The following is a 14,325-nucleotide window of genomic DNA, read 5'->3' on the forward strand; positions in this document are numbered from 1 at the left end:
GTGTTATTTACAGGCCGATGCTTTACCGACTTTAGAGCCTGTGGTGGGGAAGCAGGATGCTTCACAGCCATAGGCCTTGTCGGTATTGGGATCGACACAGGTTTTACAATCGGCCCCGACGGTACAGGCAATTTCCCCGAGCACGGTGCCGTCGGCTTTACATTTGCGATGACGATGGCCGCCGGCGGCATGCACGAGTTCATGCAAGGTGCTGGAGGAGAGATCATCGCATTTAGAGGCATCAAGCGCCGCTTTACCTAAGGTTAGGGTATTGGATCCCGGTGCGGCGCCGCCGCAGTTGGGATTGGTGGCACTGCACTTGATTTTAAAGTTTTTGTCCTTGAGGAAATCGGTCATTTTCTTCTTCAGTGGATCTTTAACACAGCTGGAGAAGGCCTTGTCACCGGCGGTTTTTAAGGCATCCAGCAGTTTTTTGACATTAAAGCCGTCTTTGTCTTTACAGGTGCCGTTATCGCACACCCCTTTACAGGAATCGTCCACCGAGTAGGTGACGCCGTTGGACTTGGTTTCCTGAGAGCCGTCGGCACAGGCCTGGCCGTTTTTCGAGGTATCGGCGACACAGGCATTGTTTTCACATTTCTGGCAAGGGCCACATTTGGCGGCGCAGGTGGTCGGCGGTTGCGGCTGACCACAGCCGCCCCAGCCGGCGCGGGTAATGCCAAAACCTGGGTCTGAGATGATGACAGAAGCGTCTTCCGATACCGTGCCTTTACCGACATTGATAAACTCGTTCAGCGCATGGTCAAACTGGAAGATGTCGATCACCCGGCCCGGGGGCAGGCCATCGTTGGGAATGCTGATCCTGGCCGGCGGATCAAAGATGACCCCGGCGGGCTGCACCGTCCAGGCTGGCGGCATAAAGAAGGTGCCACTTGGCGGCGGCATAGGTACTTTATCCAGGTGCACCTGGCTGATGGTGACCTGTCCTGTGCTACTGCCGTTGGGGAAAGTGGCGGAGTTGGCAAAGACGGTCAGTTCCAGTCCGGCAACCCCTACCATTTGCAGGGTGACATCTTCATCGCCACCGACCAGTTTGGAGTCCTGGGTTTGGATCGGCGGCAGGATAATGGGCATGCCGAGATCGTTTTGCTGGCCAGCGACGGTTACCGTTTCAAAATGCAGCGCCGGGAACGTTTCCGGACGCGGACTGCCTGAGGGGTCTATTTCCAGATCGATTTTGCCCGTAGGCACATTTTCAAGCAGGAAGAAGCCTTCATCATTGGTGACCCCGGTTGCCGGGCTGTTGGGGATAAATACCACGGCGCCGGGGATGGCGGTCAAACCGCTGTCGAGTACCACGCCGGAGAAGGTGGTTTCTTCCGGGTTGCCCGGTGACAGGCCTGAGGAGGTAAAGGTCGCGGGCAAGCCGGTCAGGCCGGGGAACGTGGCATTGACGACATTGTTATTGATGCCGGGTTCCAGTCCTAAGGTTAACACTGCCCGGGCAACACCGTCATTGCCGGTTTGCTTGACGATAGTGTCGCTGCCGTCGAGATTACCGCCGCCCTTAGTGACCTGGAAGGTGATCTGTATACCCTGAATGGGGTTGCCGCCCCTGTCCACCACCAGGGCTTCAAGAGGATTGGGCAGCGGGCTGCTCACCAGGCCGCGCTGGTTGTCGCCGCTGGTCATTAAGATCTTATCCGCCGGGCGGGTCAGGGCGGTGGCGCAAAACTCCACTTCACCGACTACGCCGACGGCGGAAGCTATCACCCGGTTGTTACCTTCCCCTGCGGTATCGCCCAAGGTGAAGAACACCTGGGCCTTGCCGGAGCCGTCGGTGGGTACCTGAATGATACGTTGTAGCTCGGCGGAGGCATCCGGAGCAACGCCGCCGTTGTTGCGGCTGACTTCAAATTTCACCAAACGTCCGGTTACCGGATTGCCTAAACTGTCGAGTACCTGGGCGATAAGGGGCTGTGATAGCTGGGTAGTCACTTCGCTGGCCTGGCCGCTGCCGGAGAACTGGCTCATACGGGCGCCGGCAGGCTGGGTGAAGGTCACCTCGATTTGGTGGCTGCCCTGGTTGCCTACCTGGTCGGTGGCAACCGCTTCTATGGTATTAGGGCCGTTTACCAGGGGCACGGCGGTGGCTAAAAAGTTACCGGCTGAGACTGTGGCTTCAATGCCGTTGATAAACACGCTGGCATTGACGGCGCCGTTGACTATGTCATTGACCTGGCCGGTGACATCTATGGTGTCGTTGACCGAGACCAGGCCGTCGGAGGGGGAGGTGATCTGCACGATCGGGGCGATATTATCCCGGGTGATATCCACCGAGTCGGTGGCGGTGCGTCCCGAAGCTTTGGTGCCGACTGCCACCAACATGTTTTTGCCTTCACGCAGGGGCACCAGGGCGGAGAACTGGCCGTCGGTGATACTGGCGTCTACGCCATTGACGGTCACGGTTTGTGCATTGTCGCTGACATCGCCTTCGACATTGATTTGTGCAAGGTCAGTGATCAAACGGTCTAAGGGCTCGTTAATATCGATGGTGACCGGCTCGACATCCACCAGTACCGTTACCTGGTCACTGGTACTGTTGCCGGCCAGGTCGCTGATCTGCGCTGCTATGGTGACATCGCCGTCCGGCAACGGCGCAGTCAGGCTGCAAAAGGCATCTGTGGTATCGGCATTACAATCCGGGGAAATGGCTTCGCCGTTGACGCTGATGAGCAAAGAGCCTTCGTTGATACCGACATTGTCGTCGTAGATGATTTCCAGCTCCGGGGTGTTATCGATTAACAGCGCGCCGTCTGTCGGCGCCAAGATGCTGATGGTCGGCGGCGTGATATCTCCCAGGGATAAATCCAGGGTGACCTCTATGCTGTCGGAGTTGCTGTTGCCCGAGGTGTCGGTGGCGACTGCCGTTAACGTATTGCTGCCTTCATCCAGCGGTATGCTGGCGATAAAATTGCTGCCGTCAAAACTGGTGGGCAGACCATTGATGGTGACGGTTTCCAGGGCAACATCATCGTCGGCGGCAATGGAGACATCCACCGGGCTTTCTGCCAGCACCTCGCCGTCTGTCGGGGAGAGGATTTGCACCGAAGGCGCGGTTAAATCCAGTGCCACCAGCTCTATGTCTATGGTATCGGAATTAGAGTTGCCGGAAGTATCTGTGGCCACTGCCGTCAGGCTGTTGTTACCGGGTTCTATCGGCACGCTGGCAAAAAAGTTGCTGCCGTCAAAGCTGGCCGGTACGCCGTTAACGGTAACGGTATCAAGGGCGACATCATCGCTTGCTTCCACCAGAACGCTGACCGGACTTTCATTGACGATATCACCGTCCAGCGGCGAGAGAATGTTGACCGAGGGCGCGGTTAAATCCAGTGCCACCAGCTCAATATCTATGGTATCTGAGTTGCTGTTGCCCGAGGTATCGGTGGCCACGGCCGTCAGGCTGTTGGTGCCGGGAACGATGGCCACACTGGCGATAAAGTTACTGCCGTCAAAGCTTGCCGGTGTGCCGTTGACGGTGACGGTATCTAAGGCGACATCGTCACTGGCGGCCACCACCACGCTGACCGGACTCTCATTGACGGTATCGCCGTTTAACGGGGAGAGGATCTCCACCGAGGGCGCGGTTAAATCGAGCGCCACCAGCTCAATATCTATGGTGTCCGAGCTGGAGTTGCCTGAGGTGTCTGTGGCCACCGCCGTTAAGCTGTTGAGTCCGGAGCTCAGGGGAACATCGGCGCTAAAGTTGCTGCCGTCAAAGCTTGCCGGGATGCCGTTGACGGTAACGGTATCCAGGGCAACATTATCGCTTGCCGCCACCAGCACCTGCACCGGAGAGTTATTGACGATATCGCCGTCTTGCGGCGATAAAATGGCGACAGCCGGGGGCAGGATATCCACTTCCTCAAAGGCGATATCAAATTGCAGATCGTCCGGATTAAAGGGGGCGCTGCGGTTTTGGCGAAAGGAAAAAGTGTCTGTGGTGGTTAAACTGCCGGGGGATAACATCTCGTCCACCAATACCTGGTTATCGGTGATCACTGTATTGGGCGATGTACTGGAGACGGTAATGACGATATTGGTAAAGGCACCGCCGGTATTGGAGATATCTAAGGTGTTGATATATTCGATTTCCACCCGGGAAACACGGGAAGAGCTGACGACATTTCTGTCGTCGATAACAATATCGGCAAAGGCTGCGGGGAGCCAACAAGCGAATAGGTAAAAGCTTATAAGGCTAATGCGATGTAAAGCTTGCCTGATATTCATAACATTCCCCCTTGGCCGATGGACACAGATCCATGGATCTGTAACCGTTCGGTTGAAACTGACTGAGTGATCATTTTTCAAATCATTCTCAAAAATGAGCGTATGTCATCAAATGCTGGACTAAAGCTGGATCATGTGAAGAGTTGTTTGGAAACGATACAACACTGATATATTGCAGAGTCAGCAGCTTATTCCACCAACTTTCGCTGGCGGGTTCATTATTGCTGACAAGAAAGTCGTCAGTGAGTACATCAAGTAAATCAAATACAACAAAGCTGGTTTCAGGTGCCCAGAGGTAGCGTATCAACGGCTCCCGGTGTGCACCGGCTTCCCTGCATCTAATTTTGGTAAAAAAGAATAGTTAACAGATTTTGAAAATTCAAGACGGAAAAGGCGTCAATTTCTGTCAGAATTTTTTACTCCGGCAAAGCTTGTTGTAATGATTGAAAAATCATTTTTACAGCCGGGGGATAATTATTTTTTGGGGCGAACATTGCATTACTTTGGCAAGATTTTAAAGTTATTGTCTTAAGCTGTTGAATGATAATGATGAATTTAATGGTGGTATCGAACTGTTAACAACCGCTGCTAAGGAGGGGGATTGCTGGCGGCAAAAAGAAAAGCACTGAAAATATGGACCCTATATTAAGGGGCCATATTTTCAGGGGGAACACTATTATTCAGCTTTGTTGACTTTATTTTCGCCGTCTTACACCGAGCAGACCCAGGGCCAGTAAGCCTAAGGTGGCGGGAGCAGGCACGGGTAATTCGGTTATCGAAGTAAAGATCACTTCACCGCTGTCGAGCAGGTCAAAAGTAAAGGGATCTAAGATCTCAAAAGGCATGGCCGGCGGCAGGTCAAGCCCGAGATAATCAAACTCAATCATAAAGCCGGATAACATATTGCCGGGAATAACCCCGACCGCAAGTGCCAGTGCATCGTAGAAGCCGTCGTCGGGCAGGCCGATATCCGGTTGAATAACTAAAGGATCCCAGTCAGGCGGCGCGCCTGTGGCAGCAAGGTTTTCAAACAGGCTAAAATCAAAATAGATACTGAATTCTTCAATATCAAAGGGTAAGGTGTTATTGGTGATTTTATAACTTCCTTGCCAGGTATTGGCGTCCAGTTGCACTAAGTCTGAGGTGATCAGCGTAGCGTGTGTGGAAAAGGAGCTAGTTAAGAATAGCGCGGCAATCAGGGTGTAAAGCTTTATTTTATACATCGGGATGTTGTCCTCTTAGCCGGGATCTATTTAAACTTATTATCTTTAAATGGATCATCCCTTACCCAACGGACAGGTTTCATGTCTTGCGTAAAAATAAATCACAGAAAGTAGCAGTTAGGGATTTAAGTAAAGTTCACTTTTATTGATAATTCAAATTAATAAAAACGGGTTTTGACGTAGCTGTTTGCTTTGTTGCCAGGGGACTGGTTTTACGGGAAACTAAACCAGGATTTATGGCAAGCTCTTGATTTTACAAGGTGATTGACCGGGTTGTTCTCCTGTAAAATCAAGGGCGATGGTCTGCTGAGCTACAGCGGGAGTGCTTAGTTAAGCGCGTTTTTTTCTGTCGCTGCTGCCGGGGAACTCAAAGGGGGGCGACTGGTTTTGCTGTTCACCTTTAAGCCAAACATAAAGCGTGTCAGCGTAAAACGTTTAATGACTTCATAACCGATAAAGCAGCCGGCAAAGGTCATCAGGATCAGCAGCAGCGGCTCAAGCACAGGCCCTAAGGCAAATTTGGCCAGGTAGGCGGCAAAAATAATGATCAGGGTTTGATGCAAGATATACCAGGGTAAAACGGCTTGATTCATATAGGTTAACAGCGGATGCTTCCTGTTGAGGTAAGCACCGGCATAACCGATAACGGCCAGCAGCCAAAAGACCTTATTGGCGCACCAGATAAACTGGATGACCACCTGGGTTAACAGCGAACCATTGATATAGTCGATGTCAAAGCCCAGGGCGCGGTTATAGCGGACAATCACCAGCAGGTAGTTGCAAATAGCCAGTATCAACCAGGTTTTCCGATAGTGGATAATGCTTTGCCAGACAGACGGTGCTTTTGCCAGCATATAACCAAACAGGAAAACGGTAAAATAAAGGGCATGATTGTACCAGTCATTTACCAAGGCATTGGTGGACGGGTAAAGGGGCTCTATTACCAGACCATAGAAAATAAACAGGCTTACCGGTATCAAGACTAAAGCCGGCGGGGAAACCTTGTTGATGCGCGAGAAGTTTATCCGCCTTAATAGCGGTTTTAATACCAGGTAAATCAGGGTGTAATGCCATAAATAGCCAAGGTACCATAAGTGATTCCAGGTTAATAACCCCAGAGGACTATGCTGGTGATCGGCAAACATGGCGGTACCGGCATCAATATAAAAGCGAAAAAAGCGGAAATAATCACCGCTAAATCCTTCTTTTTGTATCAGTTCAAAATACAACTGGGGAGGCACAATCAAATACATGCCGATCACTAAGGGGATAAAGATACGGACAAAGCGGGTTTTTAATAAAGCCCGGTTAGTGATTTTTGGCTCAAGCAATGCCAGGGCGGTGCCGGAAATCAAAAAAAGCAGCGGCATACGCCATTGGTTTACCAGGAGCATGATGTTTTGCAAAAACTCACTTTGGTAAGTGCTTTTAATATGCCAGTCCCATCCGAATACATAAAACTGACCTATGTGGTAAAAAATTAATATGAGAAAGGCCAGGGATCTGAGCCAGTCGATGTCGTAACGTCTGTCGTTGATGGCGGTTTGGGTTTTCGGCAGATTTCCCGGATGTTGTGCGGGAGAGTTTTCGGTTATCATATTGGCCTCTGATGGTGTGTCCTTGAGTCTTTTTCATGTTCGCTTTAACATGATTTTATAAGGCCAGCGTAGCGATTTTGCTGAAGACAAAAAAGTCAAAAAGGCTTAAATAACAAGGGATAGGGATAAGCGGTGGTATCCGGGGATAAAAATGTTTACTGGTGAGCCTTCAATAAAGAACGAAATGATGACTTTATTAACCGAGATTGAAAAACGACCGCAATTTTATGAATTGTGCTTCCTGATAGGCTATCTGTTTATCAACAATACCATCAATGCCACTTCTATTCTTATGGAGGCCGGGCGGGAAATGCAGGGCATAGACTTCCCTCTCTGGCAACCTTTTGTACTTGAATATACCAGTGCCGTCAGTTTTATTTTACTCTTGCCCTTATTAATGCTTTTTTTAAAAAAAGTGCCGCTGACCTGGTTAAAGTTGAAAAACAATATTGGCTGGCATGTATTGGCTTCGGTGGCCTTTTCCCTGATGCATGTCGGCCTGATGGTTTTTTTGCGCAAGCTGATCTTTCTCAGTCAGGACATGCAATATCAATTTGGCGAGTTGCCGATAGAGCTGATATACGAATACCGTAAAGATGCCTGGAGCTATGTCTTTTTTGTGATGGTGATCTATTGTTTTCGCTTTGTTATCAGCCGCCTTATCGGCGAAGCCCGCCTGGTGCCCGATGGAGAAGAGGTGAGTGAAGAAAATAGCAAAGCGCAGGAATGTGATCGCCTGCTGGTGAAAAAACTGGGTAAAGAATTTATTATCAAGGTAGAAGATATCGAGTGGCTGGAGTCATGCGGCAACTATGTTAATTTGCATATCAAGGACAGGGTTTATCCGTTGCGTTCCACTTTAAGCGGCCTGATTGAGCAGATATCGGAGAAAGGTTTTTGCCGTATTCACCGCTCATATGGCGTCAATCTCGATGCCGTCGACTCTATCAGCCCCCAACCGAGCGGTGATTGCGAAGTTATGCTGAAAAACGGTAAGCAGTTAAACTTATCCCGCCGTTACCGGGATGAATTTAAAGTCAGGTTAAGTTAGTGAGGCTGAGCAATTGTCATACGCCTAAATGCGTCTGAATTTATATTTGCATGACTTACCTTTGGCCGGTGAACGAGAAGATGTTGCCTTTGGACCGGTAAAAAGGAAAGGTAATGACGTCTTAATCTTTGCAAATTCCTTAAAGTGGGCAGAGCGATTGATTCTCCCTTGTTGAGGCTTTATTGATAAGCCTAAAGTCTGCTAAAATTGCCGCCATTATCAGGCAGTCGTCAAAATGACCAGGCTGCAATTTTATTCAGGAAACATCTGTGACCAATAACGACGTACTTCGCCGCATCCGCTATATCTTCAATTATAACGATGACAAAATGGTGGCTATCATGGCTTTGGCCGATCATCAGATAGCCAGGAAGCAGATAACTTGCTGGCTGAAAAAAGATGACGATCCTGATTACAAAGCCTGCGGCGATACCGAGCTGGCGATTTTCCTTCATGGCCTGATCAATGAAAAGCGGGGTAAAAAAGACGGTCCGCAACATCCGCCGGAAAAACGCTTAACCAATAACTTGATCTTGATGAAGCTCAAAATTGCCTTGAATATGAAAGCCGAAGATATCATCGATACCTTGAAGCTGGCGGACCTTAGGGTCAGCAAACCGGAGTTAAGTGCTTTTTTCCGCAAGCCGGAGCATAAACATTATCGCCAGTGTAAAGATCAAATCCTGCGCAACTTCCTCCAGGGTGTACAAATCAAATACCGTGGCGAATAATTCCCTGGCCAATCATGCGAATATTCTCCCGGCAAATTGCATCTGCGTATCAGTTGCTCTTCCTGGTCTGCAGCAGGGGGGTTAGTCCAGCGTTTGTGTGGCCAGGCGCTCTTGGCGGGCCTCTTGCTCGGCAAAGGCGGCCTTGATTTCCTCTAACACCGTATCCACATCGGCGGCGCGTTTGTCTTCCTGATAATTGCCGCTGAGTTCGGTATAGGGGGTCAGCAGCCCTTGCTGGTACAGCCGCCAGATTTCCTTGCCATAACGGGTTTTTCGCAGCTGGGGGGCAAACTGGGCATAGTAGCTGGTCATATTATCGACATCGCGAAAAAGCATGCTTTTGGCATTGTTGTTGGCGGCGGCATCGACGGCCTGGGGAAAGTCGATGATCACCGGGCCGTATTCGTCCACCAGCACATTAAACTCCGATAAGTCGCCGTGGATTAAACCGGCACATAACATACGCATAATATAGGTCATGACAATGGCGTGATCTTCTATCGCCTGCTGCGCCGACATTACTACGTCGTTTAACCTGGGGGCGACATCGCCTTCTTCATCGGTGATCAGCTCCATCAAGAGCACGCCATCGAAACAGCCATAAGCCTCAGGCACCCGCACACCGGCATCAGCGATCCGGTATAGGGCATCTACTTCGGCATTTTGCCAGGCCTGCTCCTGTTGTTCCCGGCCAAATTTTGAGCCTTTTTCCATGGCTCTTGCACGGCGGCTGTTACGTACTTTGCGTCCTTCCCGGTATTGTACGGCTTTTTTAAAGCTGCGTTTAACGGCATCTTTATAGACTTTGGCGCAGCGAATTTCATCGCCGCAACGCACTGTATAAACAGTGGCTTCTTTACCACTCATTAACTGGCCGAGGACTTCATCGATCAGGCCGTCTTCGACCAGGGGTTGTATTCTTTTTGGTATTTTCATTGGCTTCTTATACCTTAGAAAAGCGCAGGATGGAATAAGCAGGCTAAAAATTGTGTAACTGAATTTATTTTCTTCGCCGGTTTTTTAACCGGATAAATCAGCTGATAGCTCGGAAGTTGGCCGGAATTTTATTTTAATGCCAGGTGCTTAGTGCAGATGTGTTACCCGGGAGCATGATCGCCGGAGCCAAGGATAAAAAACTTACTGATTTAACTGTTGTCTTTTAGGTTTGTTAGTTTTGATGTCGGGTTTATAGAGCGCTTATTGCATTTAGCGCTTTATATTCGTCACCAGGAAAGCCATCAGATGGTTTTCCTGGCGCGTTATTTTTCGCTAATTTCAGGCGACTTACGGGCTGTGGTCTGAGCTTATCGTTTTTGACTGAAAAACAGGATAAGCCAAGATGCCGGCGTAGATATCAAGGATGACATGGAGCAAAATACACATAATAATGCTGTCGGTAACTAGATATAACAGGGCAAAGATCACTCCCATGATAAAGGTGCGTATGGCTGGTATAATTCCCTGGTAAATATGTGGTAACGCAAACAGTATTGCCGAGAGGGTGACCGCGGCATATTCAGGTAACCATCCTGAGAGTAAATTAAGCAAATAGCCTCGAAAGAGTAACTCTTCGCAAATACCGGCAGAGACTGAAACAGCACATATAAAATAGCGGGCTTCCCTGGGAGTGGTTGGCATAAACCATTGAGACTGAGCTAGCTGAGCGTTTAAGTTTTTTTGCAGCTGACGATCATCCCGGATGCGCTTCTTTACTTGTCCTAAAGAAAAAAGCAGGTAAGCCACGGTGAATAATAACAGCAACAGGCAGCTTGCCGTAACCCAATTCCAGTACCAGCTTACGCCCAAATCGGTGACACTGATTTGCCCTAAATAATCTAATGCCAGGGTAAAAAGTGTTGGCAGCCATAACAAGAGCAGTGTCCATCGATATAGCGTAATTTTTTTAGCCGGATTTTCTGTTACTGTTTTTTTATCTTTTTAAAACCGGTAATCCGGCTAAAGATCAACCGGAATATATGACGCTTCGTTCGCCGGTCAAAACTGTGACCGGGTTTGTTGAATTAGCCGCCCAGGGGCTTGGCTTGATTAACCTTGCCGCCGATGATCCATTATTACAACAGCACCTTAAGGCCAAAACCCTGTTGCCTGTGCTGGAAAATTACTGGTGGCCGGGTGCAGAAGTGTTCCTTTATTATCAGCAGGTCAAATTCGAGCAAGCTAAAGTACGTGCTTTTATTGATTTTTTTATGTCAAAAAAAGCTTGCTGGTAAAAGCATATTCCCGGTTGTTTATGGATCTTCGTTTCTTTTTCCTTTGTTGATTCAGGGGAAGCCCGCCGGTTTCTTTACGAGTTATTGCAAAGGTAGACAGATGTGTCTATCATTCATTTCGGAATGTAGACTAACTTGTCTCCTTTGGCCGCTTGTACGGTGAAAGTCAGCCGTGCTGGAGAAAGCCTGACAAAGAATGGTTAAAAATGAACAAGAGTGAAGTGATGGAAACGAAATATTTTTCCCTGTTGGCGGGACTGGGGGCGACCCTTACCCTGGCAATATTATCTTACCTGGAGGTATTCACCCAAAGCGGGTTATGGTTGATGGCACCCTTTGGTGCTACAACAGTGTTGGTTTTTGGCGTGCCGGCAAGTCCGCTGGCACAGCCAAAAAATGTTATCTTAGGGCATTTGTTGTCGGCAAGCGTCGGCCTGGTTTTTGTCACTTATGTCGGGGTTTATCCCTGGTCGCTGGCATTGGCGACCGGGCTGGCAATCACCTTGATGCTGGCCACGAAAACGACCCATCCGCCGGCAGGCGCCAATCCTATGCTGATTATGATGACAGGGCAAAGCTGGTCCTTTTTGCTGTCTCCTGTGCTGAGCGGGGTTTTGATCATTGTTGCTATGGGTTATCTGGTGAATAAAAGCCTGCAGCGGTATTTGCCTGTTAAGCCGTAACCGGCTGTTTCATGGCTTTTGCTTGATGGGGATGGCCCGGGATTAAGCAAGGGAAGTTCAGGGGATATAGCATCAAAGCCTGCTTTTTATCGGCTTTGATGCCCGCTATGCTTTATTGCAGTAAGTGCCCGCCTCTTAATCAGCCCGCTTGGCTGCATATTTCATCTATCGATACCTGATAATACGAGGCCAGTGCGGCGGCAGTGCGATATAGTACCTGTTTACCGGTCTCCGCGCGTTTAATAGAGGCAATTGATAACTGGATGCGGTGATCTTTACATTCCTGGGCTAACTTTTCCTGGCTGAGCCCTTTAATTTTTCTTAATTTTTTTAAGTTTTTGCTATTGAGTAACATACGGCCGTCCATGCAGGGGGTTCCTTATAAGTTTGTGGTCATTCACTTGACCTGTTGGTAAGTAAACTCTTTAGGGTCATTTTCAGCTGCTGCTCATTGATACAAATTGAAATGTTATGCAGCACATGTATTTACAGCATAGTATAGCTTGGAAAATATAAGCAGTTGCTGTTGGAATATTTACGCCCGTTTTTGTCGAAAAGCAAAGGCATCGGTGACGGGGGAAGTGCGGGGTACAGGGTCTGCCACTACGAAGAATTTCTTATTGAAAAAGGTAAATTTTATTAAAAATCAGATTGATGCAGATCAACTTAACTTGCCCGGCTATCTAGGATAATAGCGATATTATAGTGCTATGATAGTCTGGTAATTGCCCGGGAAAGGCTTTTTCTCACTTTTCCCCGAGCAATGGCTATGTCTATGATGGAAGTTTACTATCCCCCCATTAGTAAAAGGCATTTTATGACAGTTAACAAGCAGGTTACGCAAACCGAAAAGACATTTTCTTCTTCCTCCATTTTGCTCTCCACCACAGATCTGAAAGGTAAAATCACCTATGCCAATCATGATTTTTGTGAGATTGCCGGTTATGAGCTCGATGAACTTATTGGCCACGGACACAATATTGTCCGTCACCCGGATATGCCAAAAGCCGCTTTTGCCGATTTATGGGACACCTTGAAGCAAGGGCGCTCCTGGATGGGCCCGGTAAAAAACCGCTGTAAAAACGGTGATTATTATTGGGTGAATGCCTATGTCACCCCGATTAAGGACGACCAGGGCAAAGTGGTTGAGTACCAGTCGGTCAGAACCGTGCCCGAAGAGAAGGTGGTGCGCCGGGCGAAAAAACTTTACCGCCAGCTTAATGAAGGGAAAACCCCGGTGCGGTTGAGGTTTTCCCGGCTTGACTATACCACCTATATGCAGTCTCTGCTGATGATGCTGACGCTGTTTTTAGGCATGGCCATGGCCTATAGGCAGGATTCGCTGCTGATGACTTTACCGGGTTTTATTATCAGTCTGGCGTGCAGTATTCTATTTGCCTTGTGGCGAAAACGGTATCAGCAGGTGGTGCACCAGGCGGAGCAGGTGTTTGATAATAACTTGATGAGTATCCTCTACTCCGGCTGCCCCGATAAACTCGGCCGGGTGGAGCTGGCGTTAAAGATGCGTAAATCCGAGTTAAATGCCGTGATTGGCCGGGTCCGTGACTTGTCGGAAAATGTCAATGGTATCGCCGAAGATACTGCGGCCAACGGCAATGATGTTTCGAAAATGTTGTCAGAGCAGAGCAGCGAAATAGACCTGGTGGCTACCGCCATGAACCAGATGGTGGGCACCATTAATGAATTATCCTCAAGTGTGCTCAGTGCCGCCGACGCATCTACCCAGGGGCAGAGCATCAGTAACAGCGGTATGGCGGTGGTGACCAATACCGTAGATTCTATCCACACCTTGTCGGGACAGCTGCAGGAAGTGGATGAGGTGATCACGCATCTGGTGCAGGGCAGCCAGTCCATCGAAACCATTTCCGATGAAATCAGCTCTATTGCCGATCAAACCAATTTACTGGCGCTCAATGCTGCCATTGAAGCGGCGCGGGCGGGAGAGCAGGGACGGGGTTTTGCCGTGGTTGCCGAGGAAGTCAGGGCACTGGCGCAACGTACCCAGCAGTCTACCGAAGAAATCAAAACCATGCTGGCGCAGCTTAATAAAGAGTCGGGAGAGGCGATTGCCGCGATGTCGAAAAGCCGGGATCTGGCCCGGGATTGTGTGCGTTTTGCCAATGATACCGGTAATACTTTGGGGGATGTTAACGGCGAAGTGGATAAAATTTCCGTGCTTAACCAGCAAATTGCCACCGCGGTGGAAGAGCAGTCGGTAGTGGCAGAGCAGGTCAGCCAGAATACCCACAGGATCAATGATATCGCCAATATCGGGGTCGGCCACGGTGAAGACTCCAAGCAGCTCAGCCATGATTTGCTCGATGAATTAAAAACCCTGCACAGTTTGATTGTACAGTTTAAAAGTTAACTCCGGGCGGCTGGTGCGGGGGAAAGATAGTTTTCTCTGCTTCTGCATTTGGCAGCCTGCTTTGTTTGATCACCAGCAAGGGGTTGTCTTGCTTTGATGTGTCGGCAGTAAATACTCAATTGCAGAGCAAACGGGATGCTTAGCAGGACTGTAAGCTGAGATGTTGTT

11 protein-coding genes are annotated in these 14,325 nt (G+C 49.2%); 5 read left to right on the forward strand and 6 right to left on the reverse strand.

Annotated elements, in window-relative coordinates; all coding sequences use genetic code 11:
• Positions 1-3: 3 nt before the first annotated feature.
• The 3 genes from QL234_RS28980 to QL234_RS28990 all read right to left on the reverse strand — a co-directional run bounded on the left by QL234_RS28980 (position 4) and on the right by QL234_RS28990 (position 7,072).
• On the reverse strand, positions 4-4,251 hold the full coding sequence (locus QL234_RS28980) for a hypothetical protein (protein WP_281561223.1): 4,248 nt from the start codon (positions 4,249-4,251) through the stop codon (positions 4-6).
• A gap of 695 nt (positions 4,252-4,946) precedes the next feature.
• A complete protein-coding gene (locus QL234_RS28985; RefSeq protein WP_281561224.1) occupies positions 4,947-5,474 on the reverse strand; it encodes a PEP-CTERM sorting domain-containing protein in 528 nt (175 codons plus the stop codon).
• 326 nt (positions 5,475-5,800) lie between these two features.
• Positions 5,801-7,072 carry an acyltransferase family protein gene (locus QL234_RS28990; RefSeq protein ID WP_281561225.1) on the reverse strand — a complete coding sequence of 424 codons (1,272 nt, stop codon included), beginning with the start codon at positions 7,070-7,072 and terminating at the stop codon, positions 5,801-5,803.
• Between the two features lie 184 nt (positions 7,073-7,256).
• Here QL234_RS28990 and QL234_RS28995 point away from each other — a divergent pair, with 184 nt between their 5' ends.
• Together QL234_RS28995 and QL234_RS29000 are read left to right on the forward strand one after the other, a co-directional pair.
• A complete protein-coding gene (locus QL234_RS28995) occupies positions 7,257-8,123 on the forward strand; it encodes a LytTR family DNA-binding domain-containing protein (protein ID WP_281561226.1) in 867 nt (288 codons plus the stop codon).
• A gap of 269 nt (positions 8,124-8,392) precedes the next feature.
• Positions 8,393-8,854, forward strand: coding sequence for a DUF1456 family protein (locus tag QL234_RS29000; protein WP_281561227.1), 462 nt, complete (start codon positions 8,393-8,395; stop codon positions 8,852-8,854).
• A gap of 81 nt (positions 8,855-8,935) precedes the next feature.
• Here the strand turns inward: QL234_RS29000 and QL234_RS29005 are convergent, their stop codons facing one another.
• Positions 8,936-9,790: a PA4780 family RIO1-like protein kinase gene (locus QL234_RS29005; RefSeq protein WP_281561228.1), complete on the reverse strand. Its 855-nt coding sequence runs from the start codon at positions 9,788-9,790 to the stop codon at positions 8,936-8,938.
• A gap of 348 nt (positions 9,791-10,138) precedes the next feature.
• The gene (locus QL234_RS29010; protein WP_281561229.1) at positions 10,139-10,726 is read right to left on the reverse strand and encodes a CPBP family intramembrane glutamic endopeptidase; all 588 of its coding nucleotides are present in this window, start codon (positions 10,724-10,726) and stop codon (positions 10,139-10,141) included.
• 104 nt (positions 10,727-10,830) lie between these two features.
• On the opposite strand from QL234_RS29010, the gene QL234_RS29015 reads away from it, so the two are divergent.
• Together QL234_RS29015 and QL234_RS29020 are read left to right on the forward strand one after the other, a co-directional pair.
• Entirely contained in the window at positions 10,831-11,085 is a 255-nt protein-coding gene (locus tag QL234_RS29015) for a hypothetical protein (RefSeq protein ID WP_281561230.1), read from the forward strand.
• A 206-nt stretch (positions 11,086-11,291) separates the two neighbouring features.
• Entirely contained in the window at positions 11,292-11,768 is a 477-nt protein-coding gene (locus QL234_RS29020; RefSeq protein WP_281561231.1) for an HPP family protein, read from the forward strand.
• A gap of 139 nt (positions 11,769-11,907) precedes the next feature.
• On the opposite strand, the gene QL234_RS29025 is transcribed toward QL234_RS29020, so the two are convergent.
• A complete protein-coding gene (locus tag QL234_RS29025) occupies positions 11,908-12,135 on the reverse strand; it encodes a helix-turn-helix transcriptional regulator (RefSeq protein ID WP_281561232.1) in 228 nt (75 codons plus the stop codon).
• Positions 12,136-12,585: 450 nt separating this feature from the next.
• Here QL234_RS29025 and QL234_RS29030 point away from each other — a divergent pair, with 450 nt between their 5' ends.
• A complete protein-coding gene (locus QL234_RS29030) occupies positions 12,586-14,157 on the forward strand; it encodes a PAS domain-containing methyl-accepting chemotaxis protein (protein ID WP_281561233.1) in 1,572 nt (523 codons plus the stop codon).
• The last annotated feature ends 168 nt before the right edge of the window (positions 14,158-14,325 follow it).

Source organism: Thalassomonas sp. RHCl1 (assembly GCF_947387555.1).
In the GTDB taxonomy this organism is placed as follows: Bacteria; Pseudomonadota; Gammaproteobacteria; order Enterobacterales; family Alteromonadaceae; genus Thalassomonas.